Source organism: Amycolatopsis sp. lyj-346, from assembly GCF_046548975.1.
Classification (GTDB): Bacteria; Actinomycetota; Actinomycetes; order Mycobacteriales; family Pseudonocardiaceae; genus Amycolatopsis.
This window is the reverse complement of the sequence record NZ_JAJPWT010000023.1, coordinates 1-16,352: the sequence shown is the minus strand read 5'-3', so window position 1 is coordinate 16,352 and position 16,352 is coordinate 1. Positions and strand designations below refer to the sequence as shown.

Genomic DNA, 16,352 nt, shown 5'->3' with positions numbered 1-16,352 from the left:
ACTTTACAGCAACTGAGCGCAAAAGCATGACAAGCCTGTGCGTGCGGAAGCGCCGCGGAACTGGTGAGCGACGGTCACGCGGTGCGCACACCCCGTTCTTAGCTTGGCGTTCGTGATCAGCACACTCGACCGCTCCACGGTCCGGAGCACGCACGGTCTCACGGCGCTCTTCGCGCTCGCTCTGCTCCTCGCGGCCTACCGCGGGTTCCGGATGCCGGGCGACTGGGCCGCGACGCTCGAAGCCGTCTCCGCGACCGACGGCTTCCACCGCCGGTTCCTCGTCGGGACCCTGCTCCACCCACTCGCCGTCGCGACCGGCTACGCGTACTGGGTCTTCGCGGCCGCGGCGTTGGCCGTGCTCGCCGTGCTGCTGGCGGTGCTGGCCGCCGCCTTCTTCCGCGCCCGGCACCCGGGGCACCGGCTCGTGGTCGTCGGCTGGCTGCTGCTGCCGTCCGGCGGGTTCTTCTTCCACGAGGTCGGCTACTTCGACCAGGTGCTGTACCTGCTGCTGTTCGCCGCGCTGTGGCAGCTGCCACGCCGGCCCGCGGTCGCGTCCGGTCTCATGACGGCCGCGGTGCTCGTGCACGAGATCACCGCACTCACCGTTCTTCCCGTCTTCGCGGTCGTGCTGGTGCGGCGGTTCCCGGTGCGGATCACGGCAATGCTGCTCGTGACGCCGGTGGCCGCGGAACTCGCCGTGCTCGCGATCCCGGCGTCGAGCCCCGGCGCGGCCGAACGGCTGCGGACCGCGATGGCCGGTGCGGACTTCACCCCGAGGGCCGACGCGCTGGCGTTGTTCGAACGCACTCAGAGCGAAAGCTGGCAGCTGTATTCGATCACCGAAGTCCTGCTGCTCGTGGCCCCGATCCTCGTCGTGGTGGTGACCGGCTTCCTGGTGCAACGGCGTGACGTGCTCGCGGCCGCGGCCGTCGCGGCTCCGGCGTTGCTCGCCTTCGCGGGCTGGGACTGGGCGCGCTGGGGGTTCCTGCTGGTGACCAACTTCGCCGTGGTGCTGTGGCTCGGCCCGGCACGGGACTTCCGCCCGCTGCCGCTGATCGGCGCCGCGGTCCTGCTCGCGCACCTGCCACTGCCCTACTTCGACGCGCAGTACCCGCGTGACCTGTCCTGGCGGCAGGTCACCGCGTTCCCCGCTCAGGCGTTTTCGACGCCCCGCGGGAGCCGCACGGTGAACACGGCACCGCCGTCGTTGTGCACCGACAGCGATCCTCCGTGTGCCAGCGCGTTCTCCCGCGCGATCGCCAGGCCGAGCCCGCTGCCCTCGGTCGCCTGACGCGCGTGGTCGCCGCGGGCGAACCGGTCGAACAGGACCGGCAGCAGGTCTTCCGGGACTCCGGGACCGGCGTCGGCGACGCGCACGACGACGTCGCCGCCGGTCCCGTCGAGGGTGACCGTGACCGGCGCGGCGCCGTGCCGGACGGCGTTGCTCAGCAGGTTCGCGACCACGGTGTGCACCCGCCGCGGGTCGGCGACGACCGTGACGTCCCCGGTCGCCGTCACGGCGGCCTCGACGCCGGTGACCTCGGCGGCGTCGGCGACCAGGTCGGCGAGGTCGACCGGCGCCACCCGCAGCTCGGCCTTCCCGGCGTCGAACCGGGCGATCTCCAGGAGGTCTTCGACGAGCTTCGCCAGCCGTCGCGCCTGGGTGCCGAGGATTTCGGCGGCGCGGGTGCGGGTGGCGGGCTCGGCGTGGTCGAGGCTGTCGACGGTGGCGATCATCGAGGCGAGCGGGGTCCGCAGGTCGTGGGCGACGTCGGCGACGAACCGCCGTTGCTGGCGATCTTTCGCGTGCAGCTCTTCGATCGATTCGCCGAGGCGGGAGGCCATCGTGTTGAACGACTCGGCGAGCGCGGCGACTTCGTCGCGGCCCTTGACCGGGACACGTGTGTCGAGCGCGCCCGCGCCCAGTTCGTCGGCGGCCGCGGACAGTGCCTTGATCGGACGGCGGATCCGGCGGCCGATCAGGAACGCGACGCCGACCCCGAGCACGCTCACCCCGAGGGCGATGAAGGTCAGGTTCCGGCGCAGCGCGCCGAGATCGGTTTCGAGCACGCCGAGGTCGAAGAACATGACGAGGAAGTAGTCGGTGCCGCCGAAGTCGCGGCTCACGACGAGCACTGGGCGGCCGGTCTCCGAATTCGTGGTGATCGCGGTGCTTTGGTCGACCACCCCGACCGGAGGGAAAAGTACTTCCGCTTCGACCGGCCTCAGCAGCTCCTCCGGTGTCTCGGTGCTGACCATCGCAGGCGGCCCGACGTAGACGATCCGGTGCCCGTCGAGTGCCGGGGGTGGGCGGGCGATCGTGACGAACGGCTTGCCGGGTGGTTTGGTCACGAGCAGCCAGCCGACGGGCAGGAACTGGAGCTCGGCCAGGATGAGCCCGGCCCGTTCCTCGGGCCGGGCCCGGTCGATCTTCTTCTGTAGCTCGAGGTTGTCGCTGATCATCCGGGACTGGGCGGCGATGGTGAACGCCTGCACCGCGTCCTGGGACTGCACCTGGTAGGCGAAAAAAGCCATGACCGCCGTCGCCGTCGTGGTCATCCCGACGATCGCGGCGACGATCCGGGTCCGCAGGCTGACGGCCGGGAGCCTCACTTCGTCACCAGGCGATAGCCCAGGCCGCGGACCGTCCGCAGCAGCACCGGGTTCCCCGGATCGTCCTCGACCTTGGCGCGCAGCCGGGCGACCGCCGCGTCGACGATCCGCGAGTCGCCGACGTAGCCGTAGTCCCAGACCCGCTTGAGCAGCACCTGGCGGCTCAGCACCTGGTTCGGGTGCTCGGCGAATTCGACGAGCAGCCGGATCTCCGTGGCGGTCAGCGCGAGTTCCTCGCCGCCGCGGGTGACGCTCATCGCGGCGGCGTCGATCTCCAGCTCGCCCACGCGCAGCAGGCCGGCTTCCGGCACGGCCGGCTGGGCGCGGCGCCCGATCGCCTTGATCCGGGCGTCGAGCACGCGCGGTTCCGCGGGCTTGACCACGTAGTCGTCGGCGCCGCACTCGAGCCCGGCGACGACGTCGATCGGGTCACCGCGCGCGGTCAGCAGCACGATCGGCAGCCGGCTGCGGGCCCGGATCCGGCGGCAGACCTCGAACCCGTCGATGCCGGGCAGCATCACGTCGAGGAGCACGAACTCGGCCTCGCCCACCGCGGTCAGCGCGTGCTCCCCGGTGGGTGCGTGGACGACGTCGTGGCCGAGCGCGCGCAGGGCCAGGGAAAGGGCTTCGGCCAGGGCCTCGTCGTCCTCGACGAGCAGCAGACGCGGCACTGGTCCTCCCCGGGACGATCTCCCGGGGAGACTAGTGCAGGGGCACGGCGGCCCGGCGGATCCGTGCGGAACCGTCGAACCGCCGTGCCGTTTCGTCACACTAGGCCGCTGCCACCTCGAACTCGGACACCTGGCCCGCGGGCCAGCCCGTGTTGCCGGTGAACGTCAGCCGGACGAAACGCTGCGACGTCGCCGCGAACGACGCCGACGCCGTGTTGCCGGAAGCCGGGTCGAACGGGTAGCCGCGCGGACCCACCAGCGTCGTGTACGAGCCGCCGTCCGTGCTGGCCGCGATCGTCACCGTCTGGGTGCGCGTGCCCCACGCCGGGGACGGCGGCAGGCGCAGCGTGACCTTGGTGATCGACGACGGCGCGCCGAGGTCCACCGTCAGCGTCTGCGGGAACGCGTTGTTCGTGCTTTCCCAGTAGGAGTCCGGGTTGCCGTCGACCGCGTTGCCCGGCGGGAAGCCGCCCTGGGCGCCGGACGCGCTGATGGTCTTGTGCAGCGCGAGGTTCCCGGACGGCGGCGGGGTGGTCGTCGGGCCGCCGTTGTCCGAGCCGTACACCGGCGCTGGCCACGAGCCGCAGTACGTTGTCGTCCAGCCCGAGTTGCCGCCCTGGTCGGCCAGGCCGCCCAGGGCGTCCGGGCCCAGGCAGTTGTTGACGCCCGCCTGGCCGATCCCGGTCGCGACGACGTTCTTCACCGACCCCGACGGCTTCGACTGCAGCTGCCAGGCGAACGTCCCGGCGCCGGTGATCCGGACGCCGTCGAAGTGGACGTCCGTGGTGGCGCCGTCGATGAACTGGATCGCCTCGTAGTTGTTGTCCAGCAGGTCGTTGTCCGTGACGTCGATCCGGCCGGTGATGGCCGAGTCGCGGCCGTCGAACCACAGCGCGCCGACGCCGAACTGCCAGTTCGAGTCGAGCACGCCGGTGCGGATCGCGGTGTTGCGCGTGACGGTCGTGGTGCCCGCCAGCGGCACCGCGCCGAACCGGTTCGCGATGTGCAGGCCGCCGCCCTGGTCCTGGTTGTCGGCGACGACGTTGTCGGACACGGTGTTGTCGTGCCCGCCGTAGACCGCGATGTTGTTGGCGAGGATCGGCAGCAGCACGGTGTTGAACGAGAACACACCGGCCGTGGCGCCGTAATCGGTGACGGACACCGAGTTCGCGGGACGCGGGGCGGCCGCGCCGACCTGTTCGAAGTCGGCGAGGTCGACGGTGACCGGAGTGACGTCGCCCGCGTCGACCTGCAGCCGGATCTTCGTCCCGGCCGGGTACGACGTGCCCAGCAGCGCACGGGTCTCGTCGTAGAAGTGGTGCGCGCGACCGTCGCCCGGGTTGTTGGTGAACGGGTACGAGCCGTAGTACCAGGCCCACTTCGACGTCAGGGCGATGTCCCGGTGGTGGGCGCCGCCGACGTACAGCGAGATGCTGCCACTCGCGAAGTCCGGGACGCTGTACCGGAAGTCGATCGAATTCGCCGGTGCGGTGAGGGTGAATTCGATCGACTGGCCCTGGCCGGAAAGCGTGACCGCCTTCCGGCCGGACGGCGGTGAGCGCCGCGTTGCCCGCGGGACGGCGGCGATGGTGAGCCCGGCGGCGGCGATCACGGCCGGGGAGCATACGAATTCCGGACAAGAAATCGCAATAGTTGGACGAACTTACGCAACTTTGCGATAGAAATTGACGACTGGACCGCACGCCCGGCGTTCGCTCACGCCCGCCGGAGCAACGCGGTCGCCGGCGGCCCGCGCTGATAGTTTTCTGTCATGAGCCAGCGACGTGCGGACGGGAGCGCCGGGGACGCGGACTACGGCGCGATTGGCGGCGTCTACACCGACTACCGCAAGCCGGATCCCCGTATCGGCCAGTACATCCTCGACGCGCTGGGGGACGCGAGGACCGTGCTGAACGTCGGCGCGGGCGCGGGTGCGTACGAACCCGAAGACCGCGAAGTGACCGCTGTCGAGCCCTCGGCGTCGATGCGTGCGCAGCGCCCGGCGGGCCTGCAGCCGGCAGTCGACGCCGTCGCCGAGAAGCTGCCGTTCCCGGACCGGGCGTTCGAGGGCGCGATGAGCACGTTCAGCGTGCACCAGTGGAACGACCTGTGGACCGGCCTCAAGGAGATGCGCCGCGTCACGCGCGGCCCGATCGCCATCCTGACCTGCGACCCGGATCTGCTGCGCCGCTTCTGGCTGCTCGACTACGCGCCCGAGGTGATCGAGACCGAGGCCCGCCGCTACCCGTCGGTCGACGACATCGCCGACGGGCTCGGCGGGCACACCTCGGTCGTCGGCGTGCCGATCCCGATCGACTGCACCGACGGCTTCAACGAGGCCTACTACGCCCGCCCCGAACGGCTCCTGGACCCGGGCGCGCGGCTGTCGTGTTCGGCGTGGAGCTTCGTGGACGACCGCGTGCACCACCGCTTCGCCGCGGAACTGCGGCACGACCTCGAAGACGGCACGTGGGAACGCCGCTACGGCAAGCTGCGCGAGCAGCCCGTCTTCGAGGGCTCGCTGGTCCTCGTCGTCTCGGACCCGACGGCGTGACTGCGCCCGGCTAAGCCAGGAGCTCCTGCAGCTCGCGCACCGCGTGCGCGAGTTCGTCGGCGAAGCGGTACATCTCGGCCGAGACGTGCTTCGGCGTGCTCAGGTAGATGTTCCAGCGGTCCGGCAGCAGCACGTAGGCGATGCCGATGCACTGCGGGCTGGTCGAGCCGAAACCGAAGTACTGGATGTTGACCGACGGCGCCGAGCTGGTGCTCAGGTAGTCGTCACGCATCTTCAGCCAGCCGGGCGAGGTGTACAAAGCCGGCGTTTCGGTGTCACCACGGCGTTTCCCGATCAGCTGCAGCTCCCACAGGTGCTGCTCCGGCGCGTCCCCGGCCTGGCACTCCTTCGCGCGCGCGACGTGCTTTGCCGCGGCCGCACGGAACGCCTCGCGCTTCTCGTCGAGCGAAGCACCCGCGTCGGTCATGACGTCGGCGAAGCGCACGACCTCGGGCGTGACGACCCGCATGGCCTCGGTCCGGCCGTTCTGGAACTGCCGGGTGGCGATCGACTCGTACGTCGCCCCGGTCAGGCCCTTCGCGCGGCGGTGGGCCAGCTGGTACGACATCTGCGCGAAGGCGTCCGGGGACATCCCGAGCTCCTTCGCCCGGTTCGCCCCGAAGTCGAACGACACGGTCTGCGTCGCGGTGGCGTCCGCGTACGCCTCGTAGGCGGCTCCGGCGGCGCGCGCGTCTTCGCGGAGTTCGCCGGTCAGCGTGAACTCGACCGCCTCGAAGCCCGGCACGCCGTCGGCCGTCTCCCGTGGCTCCCGCGAGCCGCTCAGGAGGGCGTCGGTGAAGCCGAGGATGGTGGTGCCGTCGAGTTCGCAGTGCTCGACGTTGATCCCCGCGGTGCCGTCCTCGAACACGATCAGCGACACGGCCTTGTCGTACCAGCGGTTGTCGCCGTACAGCAGCCGGTCACCCGCCTCCAGGGTGTTCGACGGCGTGAAGTCGTCCAGGCACAGGCAGAACAGCGCGGTTTCGATGGTTTCGAGCGCCTCGGCGTTGCCGGCTTCGAGCAGTGCGGCCCGCGAAGCCGCCCACTCGGCACGGGCCTTCGTGGTGAAGTGCCCGGCGGCGGCCTCCGGCTCGTCGGTGAACCGGCCGGTCTTCAGGATCGAGTGCAGGCCCTCGGCGATCTGCGCGGGCGAGTACGGGCGCCCGTCTTCGGCGATGACGTCCATGCGGAACGGCGTGTTCCGGTGGAACACCACGATGTGCCGCTCCCGCGAAGGGCCTTCCCGGCCTTCGCGGTACGGCGTGCGCGCGCTGTCCAGGACCTCACCGGGGATCCGCGTGGCCGAGAACAGGTACTTGTGCTGCACCATCGACTGCGGCGTGCCGCGCAGCAGCACCGGCGGCACCCGTTCGTCGTCGAGCTTCAGCTTGTAGTCCACGGCGGACGCGGTCAGCTCGGCCGCGCGGTCCACCTGACCCAGCGGCGATTCGCGGAACAGGAAGAAGAAGTTGGCGTTGAGCGCGATCCGGTCGCGGCGGCCGAGGTAGCGGTACGGCCAGAACGTGTCGAGCCAGCTGCGCACGCCGGGCGAGCGGTCGTACTCCTCGAGCCGGGCCTGCAACTCCGGGCCGGGACCCGCCAGGAACTCCGCGACCGCCGCTTCGGTCTCCGCCAGCTCCTCCGGCGTCAGCAGCGGCCCGCACCACTCGAGGAAGCGGCGGCAGCTGTCCTCCGGCGTGGGGAGCGGGACGCGGGGGAGCCGGTCCTCGTTGCCGAAGGTGCGGGTGGACCATTCCGGACTGCTCACGGTCATCCTTCTCGATCTGGATCTTCGAGCGCGGCCGCGAGTTCCGCGGCCGCGCCCCCGGGACGGGAAACATACAGCCGGGCGTAGAGCCACCCGTCGGACTCCAGTCCGGCGGGGTCGACCCCGGCCGCGTTCAGTGTGTCCAGGATCTGCGTCTGCTCCTCGGCGGAGGCGAACTGCCGCTGCCGGAAGACCCCGCCGACCTCCGCCGTCTCGTACCCCAGCTCGGCGAGGCTCTCCGCGATCGGCTCGTAGGAGAACATCCGCAGCACGAAGTGCGCCATCCACGGCCGCGCACCGCGGGCGACCCGGGTGAGGGTCTTCTCGGTGACGTACCCGACGCAGCCGGTCGAGACGACGAGGTCGACGTCGTCGAGCAGCTTCTGCTGGGTGCTGTCCGGGTCGTCGCGTTCGAGGTCGGCGTGGAGCGCCTCGTCGAGGAACCCGGCGGACAGCGCGTACTCCAGCGCCGGGGCCGAGTTGTCCAGGCCGTAGAACCGCGGGTTGCCGGTGCGGATGCGCTTCCGGTCGGCCTCGACCAGCGCCGCGTGGTCCAGCGCGCGCACGGCCGGATCGGTGTAGTGGGCGTAGAGCTCGTCCATGGTCGTTTCGCAGCGCTGCAGGACCGCGTTGACGCCGTACGAGCAGCCGACGTCGAGCACGGTCGGCCGCTCGGCGGGGTGCTCGGCGACCAGCTTCGCGAAGTACGGCTTCGCCAGCTGCGGGATTTGGTAGCCGACGCGCTTCAGCGTGCCGAAGAACGGACGCGGGTCGGGCGCGGTGTAGATGTGGTCGAACGAGATCTTGCCGGTCGAGTCGAAAGGCACGGGCCAGGCTCCTGATCTGGTCGAGTGAGCTAGTCGAGCAGCTCGTCGCCCCGGACGCCGCGTCCGGCGAGGTGGGCGGGCAGGACGCGGCCGAAGAGCTGCCTGGTCCGCTCCGCGCTGCCGATGACCCCCGGGCGCTCGCTGTAGGCGAAGATCGCGGAATGCCGCGCGACCGCCCCCTCCACGGTACTCACCCGGTGCAGTGCGAAGCGTCCTTTGAACAGCTGGAGATCACCGGGCCGCAGGTCGAGGCGCCGGACCAGCCGGTCCTCGCCGGCCAGCACCGAGCGCACGGCGGCGAAGTTCTCGTCCGCGGCGGACCGGATGCCGGGACAGTACTCGAAGATCCCGCCGTCGTCCGCGGCCTGGGTCAGCATGCTGACGGTGTGGGTGTTCGTGTCGAAGTGCCACGGGTGCGCGCGGCCGGGCGCGATCACGTTGAGCGTCAGCCCGGACAGCGGGTCGGCGAGTTCGTGCAGCTCCGGCAGCCCGAAGCAGTCCGCGATGAATCGCCGGAACAGCGGGCTGGTGTAGAGCCGGCTGATGATCGAGGACGCCGGGATGTCGTCGCGTGCGACGAAGGCGTTGCCGCGTTCCATGATCGTCCGGCCGGGGTGGTCCGCGGGCAGCGGCTCGTCGATCGCGGTGTTGTAGGCGTTGACCTTCTCGATCTTCGTGTACGCGTGCGGTTCGAGCACGGCGCACTCTTCTCGCAGCACCTCGTGCAGCTCGGGGCGGATGAAGTCGGTGAGCACGCTGCAGCCGGCTTCGGCCAGCTCGGCCCGGGTGCGGCCGACCGTCTCCCGCCAGGCGGGGCGATCCGGATCGGTGAGCGGGTAGCGGTCGGTGTCGACCATCTCCAGTGGCGCTACGGAGGTGCTCATCATCGAGGTCCCTTCCGGCGGGTGAAGGAACAGAGTTAGCACAGAAGCCCGCTGGTCAACCGTCGGTTTGTGAGCGGTGACACAGGGTCGTCAGGCGCCGACCTCGGTGGCCCAGGAGCTGACGGTGACGGTGTCCGTGGTGCCCAGATCCGTGTCGAGGGGCTGCTTCTGCGCAGGTTCGCCCGGCACCGGCACCACCGCGATGGCCGCGCCGGTGCGCTTGTCGCCGCTCGTGACGGTGGCCGACCACGCGAGCACGGCGACCACCTTCCCGCCCGGCTGGACGGTCAGGTCCTGCGGGCCGAGGTCCCGCGCGAAGTACGAAGTCCCGCGCTCGACCTTCACCTCGAGCGGGGTGCCGTCACCCGCGAGGATCTTCAGGTCGGGGTAGCCGGTGACCTTCCGCGGCGCGGTGTCCCGGTTGGTCAGCGTCAGCACGCTCGCGCGGTGGCCCAGCCCGGCTTCGACCTGGCCGACCGAAAGCGACAGACCGGTCGGCGGCGGTGGGCCGTACGTCGGGCTCGGGGTGGCCGTCGGCGTCGGATGGGGCGGTGGCGGACTGCCACAACCCGCGAGAAGCGCGACGACGAGAAACGGGACGAAGCGGAAAACCCCCATGCGCCAGAAGAGTAGCGGGCGCCCTGGAGCCCGGGCGCCCGCTACTGCCTTACGGAGTCAACAGCGGCAGGAGCGGCTTGCGCACGGCGGTCGCGACGCCGTCCGACGCCTCCGCGGCGGCGAGCCGCTCGGCCGGCGGACGCCCGTAGCCCGTCGTGCGCTGGACCAGCGGACGGCCCAGCGGCTCGACCATCGCGCGCATGTCGCTGATCGTCTTGTACGACCCGTTGGACGCGCCGGCCATCCGGCTGATCGTCTCCTCCATCAGCGTGCCGCCGATGTCGTTGACACCGCCCTGCAGCACCGCTCGGCTGCCCTCCGTGCCGAGCTTCACCCAGGAGCTCTGAATGTTGTCGATCATGCCGTGCAGCAGCAGCCGGGCCAGCGCGTGCACCGCCCGGTTCTCGTTCTGGGTCGCTCCCGGGCGGGCGAGCCCGGCGAGGTAGATCGGCGAGCTCTGGTGGATGAACGGCAGCAGCACGAACTCGGTGAACCCGCGCCGGCCGTGCTTCTCCAGCCCTTCGCGCTGCAGCCGGGCGAGCAGCTTGAGGTGCGCGATCCAGTGCGCGGGCGTGTCGACGTGGCCGTACATCATCGTGGACGTCGTCGGCAGGCCGACCTCGTGCGCCGTCGTCACCACCTTGATCCACTCCGACGTCGGCAGCTTGCCCTTGGTGAGCACCCAGCGGACGTCGTCGTCGAGGATCTCCGCCGCCGTGCCCGGCAGCGAGTCCACACCGGCCTCCTTGGCCTTGATCAGCCAGTCCTTCAGGGACAGGTTCGTCCGCGAAGCGCCGTTCACGACCTCCATCGGGCTGTAGGAGTGCAGGTGGATCTCCGGCTGACGGCGCTTGACCTCGGCCGCGAGGTCGAAGTACGCAGTGCCCGGCAGGTCGGGGTGGATGCCGCCCTGCATGCAGATCTCGGTCGCGCCGGCGGCCCAGGCCTCGTCGACGCGGTCGCCGACCTGCTCCAGCGAGAGCGTGTACGCGTCGGCGTCGGTGCGTCGCTGGGCAAAGGCGCAGAAGCGGCAGCCCGTGTAGCAGACGTTGGTGAAGTTGATGTTCCGCGTGACGACGAAGGTGACGTCGTCGCCGACCGTCTCGCGACGCAGGTCGTCGGCGAGCTTCGTGAACGCGTCGAGTTCCTCGCCCTCGGCGGACAGCAGCGCCAGCGCGGCGTCGTCGGACAGCCCGGCCGGGTCCTTTTCCGCGCTGCGCAAGGCTTCCAGCACGGTGGAGTCGAACTTCTGCGGCCCCGTCCTGATCCGGTCGCCGATCTCCTTCCAGTCCCCGTAGACGGAGTCGAAGTCGCTGCGGCGGTCCTCGGTCCGGCCGGTGGTGTCGATCTCGGTGTGCAGGTCGGTGCGCCCGGACTCCTGCCAGCCGCCGTCCGGCTCCTGCCACGGGATGCCGACCGGCATCGCGCCTTCGCGGGCCATCCCGGTCTTGGCGTCGACGAGGGCCGCGACGTGCCGCGTGATCCGCGGGTCCAGCCACGGCTCGCCGGCCTTGACGTACTCCGGGTAGATGGTGAGCCGCTCCTTGAGCTCGAACCCGGCCTTCCCGGTGCGGCGGGCGAGCTCGTCGATCTGCGGCCACGCGCGTTCCGGGTTGACGTGGTCCGGGGTCAGCGGCGAGACGCCGCCCCAGTCGTCGATGCCGGCGCGGATCATCAGGTCGTACTGGTTGCCGATCAGGTTCGGCGGCGCCTGGATGCGCATCTTCGGGCCGAGCACCAGCCGCGCGACCGCGATGTTCGCGGCGAGTTCTTCGAGGTCGGCGTCCGGTGTCGCGCGCATCTTCGTGTCCGGCTTGGCCCGGAAGTTCTGCACGATGACTTCCTGGATGCCGCCGTAGGTCTTGGCGACCTTGCGGATCTCGAACAGTGCGTCCGCGCGCTCCTCGAACGTCTCGCCGATGCCGATGAGGACACCGGTGGTGAACGGGACGCTGCTGCGCCCGGCGTCCTCCAGCACCCGCAGCCGGACGGCGGGGTCCTTGTCCGGCGACCCGTAGTGCGGGCCGCCCTTCTCGCTCCACAGCCGGGTCGCGGTGGTCTCCAGCATCATGCCCATCGACGGCGCGACCGGCTTGAGCCGCTGGAAGTCCTGCCAGGTCAGCACGCCCGGGTTGAGGTGCGGCAGCAGGCCGGTCTCCTCGAGGACGCGGATCGCCATCGCCCGGACGTAGGAGAGCGTGTCGTCGTAGCCGTGCGCGTCGAGCCAGTCGCGCGCGGCCTTCCAGCGGTCCTCCGGCCGGTCGCCGAGCGTGAACAGGGCTTCCTTGCAGCCCATCTCGGCACCCTTGCGGGCGATGTCGATGACCTCGTCGGGGGACAGGAACGGCGATTCGAGCCGGCCGGGCACGGTGACGAACGTGCAGTAGCCGCAGCGGTCGCGGCACAGCCGGGTCAGCGGGATGAAGACCTTCTTGCTGTAGGTGATGACACCGGCGCGGCCGGCCTCGGCCAGGCCCGCGTCGCGGATGCGCGAGGCGTACTCGGACAGCTGGGTGAGGTCGTCACCGCGCGCGTGCAGCAGGACGCTCGCTTCGGCTACGTCGAGTGTCTTCCCGTCACGCGCCCGGGCGAGCGAGCGGCGCATCGCGGAGGCGGTCGGGGTGGTGGCGTCGGGTTCGGGTCCCATTCCGCCCACGCTAGGACCGTCCTCGCCGGACCAGCCAGTGTGTGTTCCGCACCCGTCTTGCCTGCGTGGTGCGGGTGATCGTCGTCCCAGGTCAGCGGGTTCACGTGGTTGTCGATCAGCGTCCCGGCGTGTATTACCTAAAGGGTGGCATCGGTGGTCGGCAAGAAGATCGGCGGACGGACGTACTACTACCTGGCGGAGTCGGCCCGCGTGGACGGCAAGCCGCGGGTGGTGACCCAGCGTTACCTCGGCACGGCCGACGAGATCGCCCGTGCCGTCCCGGGCGGCGAGCCCGCCTCGGCGTCGTACCGGACGTACGGCGACGTCGCGGCGGTGTGGGCGACACTGTCCCGGCTGGACTTCGCCGGCCGCGTCGACGACGTCGTGCGCGCGAAGCCGTCGCTGGGGCTGACCCTCGCCGTCGCGGTGCTGCACCGCGCGACCGCTCCGGAGACGCCGATCGGCGACTGGTGGGCCGCGTCCGCGGCGGCGGACCTCGTCCGGCCCCGGCTGTCCACAGTGGATGGCCTGTGGCGGGCCCTGGAACGCCTCACCCCGGACCGCATCGCGGGCATCGAGGAAGCCGTCGCTTCCGCGGTACTGGCCACCTTGGACGACCACGCGGCACTCGCCGTCGACGTTCCGCAGTTCGCGGCCTTCGCCCCGGCGGACTGCACGCTGCCGTCGGCCTGCCGGGGCGTGCTCGCCGGAGCGGGCCTGCGGGTGACCCGCGACGGCGCCATCCCGCTCCAATCTCGGCTGTACCGGCGTGACGACGGCAGCGCGCCGACGTTCGCCTCGGTCATGGCGGAGCTGGGGCCCGCGACGCTCGTCTTCCACGCCGGCCAGGCGGCCCAGCTCGACCTGGGCTCACGCGGCGGCTTCGTCGGGTCGCTGCCGCTGACCGACCACCCCGAGCTGCTGACCCAGCCCGCCTCCGCGCGCAAGCGCGTCGACCCCGAGCGGTTCGCCGGGCTCACCGCGCTCGACACGCACGCGGTCGTCGACGGTGTCCGGCGGCGGGTGATCCTGACCCACTCGGCGACGCTGCACGCGGCCCAGTCCCGCGCGTTCGCCGACGAGCTGGCCACCGCGACCCGGGAGCTCGACGGCCTCGCGGAGGCTCTGGCGGCGGGCACCCACCGCGGCGACCGGGCCCAGGTGCACGCCGAGATCGGCCGGGTGACCCGCGGGCGGCGCATCGAGCGGGTGCTCACCGCCGTGCTGAGCGGGAACCGGCCCGGCGAGATCCGGGTGGAACGCCGGATCGACGCGCTCGCGCTGGCCCGGCTCGACGAGGAGTTCTTCGGCAAGCAGGTGCTGGTCACCGACCAGGACTGGCCGATCGGCGACGTCGTCACGGCCTACCGGGCGCGCACCCACCTCGAATCGACGTTCCGCTGGCTGACCGGGCCCGCCGTCACCGGCCCGACCCCGCGCTGGGAGTGGACGCGGCAGCGGATCGCCGCGCACGGCCTGGTCTCGATGCTCGCCGCGACCGTGACCCACCTGATGCGCCGCGAGGCGGACCGGGCGGGGATGAACCTGTCCGTGCGGGAACTGCTCGACCGCCTGGCGGGGATCGGCGAGCTGGTGCTGCGGTACCCGTCCACCGGCGGGCGGCCGCGGGCGAAGCGCCTGCTGACCGAGCTGGACCCGGAGCAGCAGGCGCTGTTCTCCCTGTTTCAGCTTTCGCGGTAGATCTGCAGCGCCGAGAAGCTCTGGACCACCGGCATCAGCTCGATGACGTTGATGTTGACGTGCGCCGGCTGGCTGGCGGCCCAGTAGACGGACTCGGCGACGTCTTCGGCGGTGAGAGGCGTGGTGCCCTCGTAGACCTTGTCGGCCTTGGCCTGGTCACCGTCGAAGCGGACCTTCGAGAAGTCCGTGCCGCCGACCATGCCGGGCTCGACGTTCGTCACCCGGACACCCGTTCCGTGCAGGTCGCTGCGCAGGTTGAGGCTGAACTGGTGGACGAACGCCTTGGTCGCGCCGTAGACGTTGCCGCCGGGGTAGGGGTAGGTGCCGGCGATCGAGCCGATGTTGATCACGTGACCGCGGCCGCGCTCGACCATGCCCGGCAGCAGCGCGCGCGTGACGTGCGCGAGGCCGCGGACGTTGGTCGCGATCATCTCGTCCCAGTCTTCGAGGTCCGCCTTGTGCGCGGGCTCGAGGCCCTTGGCCAGGCCGGCGTTGTTGACCAGGACGTCGATCTCGCGCCAGCCTCCGGGGAGGTCTTCGACGGCGGTCTTGACCTTGGCCGGGTCGCCGACGTCGAGGGTCACCGGGAGCACGGCGCCGCCGAGCTCGCCGGCCAGCTTCTCGAGCTTGTCCTCGCTGCGGGCGACGGCGACCACGCGGGCGCCCTCGGCGACGAACCGGCGCGCGATGGCGGCACCGAAGCCGGCGCTCGCGCCGGTCACGAACACGGTCTGCTGGGTCATGGGGTGGCTCCGCTGCTCTTCAGGAAGGTGCTGAGTGCCTCGTCGAACTCGGTCTCGCGTTCCAGGTTAGGCAGGTGACCCGCGCCCTCGATCACCACCAGGGTGGAAGTTCTGATTGCCCGGTGGATGAGCTCGGCGTCGCTGACGGGTGTGAACTCGTCCTCACTGCCGACGACGACGAGGGTGGGGACTTCGACTCGTTCGAGGCCGCTCGTGTAGTCCGGGCGCTCGGCGCGTCCTCTCAGCGCCGCGGCGGCTCCTGCTGCCGGGGCGCTGCGCATCATCCTCCTGACGTGCGCTTCGACGTCCGGCCTGGTCGCGCGGGTGTGCTTCGAGATCATCTTCGGGAGGAGCTCCTCGGCGTAGCGCTCCATGCCTTCTTCGGAGATGCGGTCGGCGGTGTCGTAGCGGGCCTGCTTCGCCGCCGGGGTGTCGAGGCCGGCGAAGGTGTCGGCCAAGAGGAGGGCCTCGACCCGGCCGGGGTGGTCCTTCACCAGCTGCATGACGATCTGGCCGCCCATGGAGAGGCCGCCCAGGACGAACCGGTCCAGCTGCAGGTGGCCGGCCAGCTCGACGAGGTCGTTCGCGAAGACGTCGAGGCCGGTCTTGGTGTCTTCGCTCGTTGATTGCCCGTAGCCGCGGAGGTCGGGGGTCACGACGCGGTAGCCGCTCTTCGCGAGGTGCTCGGCTTGGGGCCGCCACATCGAGCGGTCGAAGGGGTGGCCATGGACCAGCAGGACGGGCCGCCCGGTCCGGGGGCCGAGGTCGTCGTACGCGAGGTTCATGCGGCCGACGTTAAGCGGAGCTTTGCATCGGAGCAATACGATGCAATGTAGTCGGAGCAATGTTTCTGCGGGCTCTTTCGGTGGCGCTCGCGGCCGGTTCGGGGCAGACTGGGCCTCGGACGGGCTCCGTCATGGGGTCTGACCTGCGCTGATCTTGTTAACCGACCCCCCTGTTTCGGGCCGTTTCGGGGCATGTAAAGTTCTCCAAGTCGCCAGGGAAACCGGGCCGACACTGGGAACACGAACCAAGCTCTCGCGAATAGCGATTGAGTGGGTGTCCCACCAAAAACTGCTAGGAATAACCCGCTTCGAGTGACGCTGGGCCTTGGGTCTAGAGTTGGTCGGGTGTGTTGCTTGAGAACTCAACAGTGTGCTAGTGAACTAAGCCAGTAGAGCTTATGTATGAACCTCGTGTGAGGTTCCTTTGAGAGCATTTATTTGCCTCGATTAAACTGTTCATTGATGGAGAGTTTGATCCTGGCTCAGGACGAACGCTGGCGGCGTGCTTAACACATGCAAGTCGAACGATGAAGCCTTCGGG

12 protein-coding genes and 1 rRNA gene are annotated in these 16,352 nt (G+C 70.5%); 3 read left to right on the top strand and 10 right to left on the bottom strand.

Annotation, left to right across the window (positions count from 1 at the left end; all coding sequences use genetic code 11):
- Positions 1 to 1,152 precede the first annotated feature (1,152 nt).
- The 3 genes from ACLJQE_RS41220 to ACLJQE_RS41210 form a co-directional block, all read right to left on the bottom strand.
- Positions 1,153 to 2,613, bottom strand: a complete 1,461-nt coding sequence (locus ACLJQE_RS41220; protein ID WP_410645149.1) for an ATP-binding protein — start codon at positions 2,611 to 2,613, stop codon at positions 1,153 to 1,155.
- The gene (locus ACLJQE_RS41215; RefSeq protein WP_410645147.1) at positions 2,610 to 3,284 is read right to left on the bottom strand and encodes a winged helix-turn-helix domain-containing protein; all 675 of its coding nucleotides are present in this window, start codon (positions 3,282 to 3,284) and stop codon (positions 2,610 to 2,612) included. The genes ACLJQE_RS41220 and ACLJQE_RS41215 overlap by 4 nt, the downstream gene beginning before the upstream one ends.
- Positions 3,285 to 3,384: 100 nt before the next feature.
- Positions 3,385 to 4,896 (bottom strand): discoidin domain-containing protein, encoded by a 1,512-nt coding sequence (locus ACLJQE_RS41210; RefSeq protein WP_410645146.1) that lies wholly within the window; start codon positions 4,894 to 4,896, stop codon positions 3,385 to 3,387.
- Between the two features lie 159 nt (positions 4,897 to 5,055).
- Here ACLJQE_RS41210 and ACLJQE_RS41205 point away from each other — a divergent pair, with 159 nt between their 5' ends.
- The gene (locus ACLJQE_RS41205; RefSeq protein ID WP_410645145.1) at positions 5,056 to 5,838 is read left to right on the top strand and encodes a class I SAM-dependent methyltransferase; all 783 of its coding nucleotides are present in this window, start codon (positions 5,056 to 5,058) and stop codon (positions 5,836 to 5,838) included.
- Between the two features lie 10 nt (positions 5,839 to 5,848).
- On the opposite strand, the gene ACLJQE_RS41200 is transcribed toward ACLJQE_RS41205, so the two are convergent.
- The 5 genes from ACLJQE_RS41200 to ACLJQE_RS41180 form a co-directional block, all read right to left on the bottom strand.
- Positions 5,849 to 7,612 (bottom strand): choline/carnitine O-acyltransferase, encoded by a 1,764-nt coding sequence (locus ACLJQE_RS41200; RefSeq protein WP_410645143.1) that lies wholly within the window; start codon positions 7,610 to 7,612, stop codon positions 5,849 to 5,851.
- Positions 7,609 to 8,433 (bottom strand): class I SAM-dependent methyltransferase, encoded by an 825-nt coding sequence (locus ACLJQE_RS41195; RefSeq protein ID WP_410645141.1) that lies wholly within the window; start codon positions 8,431 to 8,433, stop codon positions 7,609 to 7,611. Before ACLJQE_RS41195 ends, ACLJQE_RS41200 begins: the two co-directional genes overlap by 4 nt.
- Positions 8,434 to 8,462: 29 nt before the next feature.
- The gene (locus tag ACLJQE_RS41190) at positions 8,463 to 9,317 is read right to left on the bottom strand and encodes an arpA protein (protein WP_410645139.1); all 855 of its coding nucleotides are present in this window, start codon (positions 9,315 to 9,317) and stop codon (positions 8,463 to 8,465) included.
- Positions 9,318 to 9,407: 90 nt separating this feature from the next.
- Positions 9,408 to 9,935, bottom strand: coding sequence for a DUF4232 domain-containing protein (locus ACLJQE_RS41185; protein WP_410645137.1), 528 nt, complete (start codon positions 9,933 to 9,935; stop codon positions 9,408 to 9,410).
- 49 nt (positions 9,936 to 9,984) lie between these two features.
- Positions 9,985 to 12,582, bottom strand: a complete 2,598-nt coding sequence (locus tag ACLJQE_RS41180; protein WP_410645135.1) for a bifunctional FO biosynthesis protein CofGH — start codon at positions 12,580 to 12,582, stop codon at positions 9,985 to 9,987.
- A gap of 153 nt (positions 12,583 to 12,735) precedes the next feature.
- On the opposite strand from ACLJQE_RS41180, the gene ACLJQE_RS41175 reads away from it, so the two are divergent.
- Positions 12,736 to 14,283, top strand: a complete 1,548-nt coding sequence (locus ACLJQE_RS41175) for a transposase (protein WP_410645133.1) — start codon at positions 12,736 to 12,738, stop codon at positions 14,281 to 14,283.
- Here ACLJQE_RS41175 and ACLJQE_RS41170 read toward each other — a convergent pair.
- The gene (locus ACLJQE_RS41170) at positions 14,268 to 15,026 is read right to left on the bottom strand and encodes an SDR family oxidoreductase (RefSeq protein WP_410645131.1); all 759 of its coding nucleotides are present in this window, start codon (positions 15,024 to 15,026) and stop codon (positions 14,268 to 14,270) included. The genes ACLJQE_RS41175 and ACLJQE_RS41170 overlap by 16 nt on opposite strands.
- Positions 15,023 to 15,811, bottom strand: coding sequence for an alpha/beta fold hydrolase (locus ACLJQE_RS41165; protein WP_410645129.1), 789 nt, complete (start codon positions 15,809 to 15,811; stop codon positions 15,023 to 15,025). Before ACLJQE_RS41165 ends, ACLJQE_RS41170 begins: the two co-directional genes overlap by 4 nt.
- 459 nt (positions 15,812 to 16,270) lie before the next feature.
- Between ACLJQE_RS41165 and ACLJQE_RS41160 the strand changes: the two genes are divergently transcribed.
- A 16S ribosomal RNA gene (locus ACLJQE_RS41160) occupies positions 16,271 to 16,352 on the top strand; the annotation flags it as partial.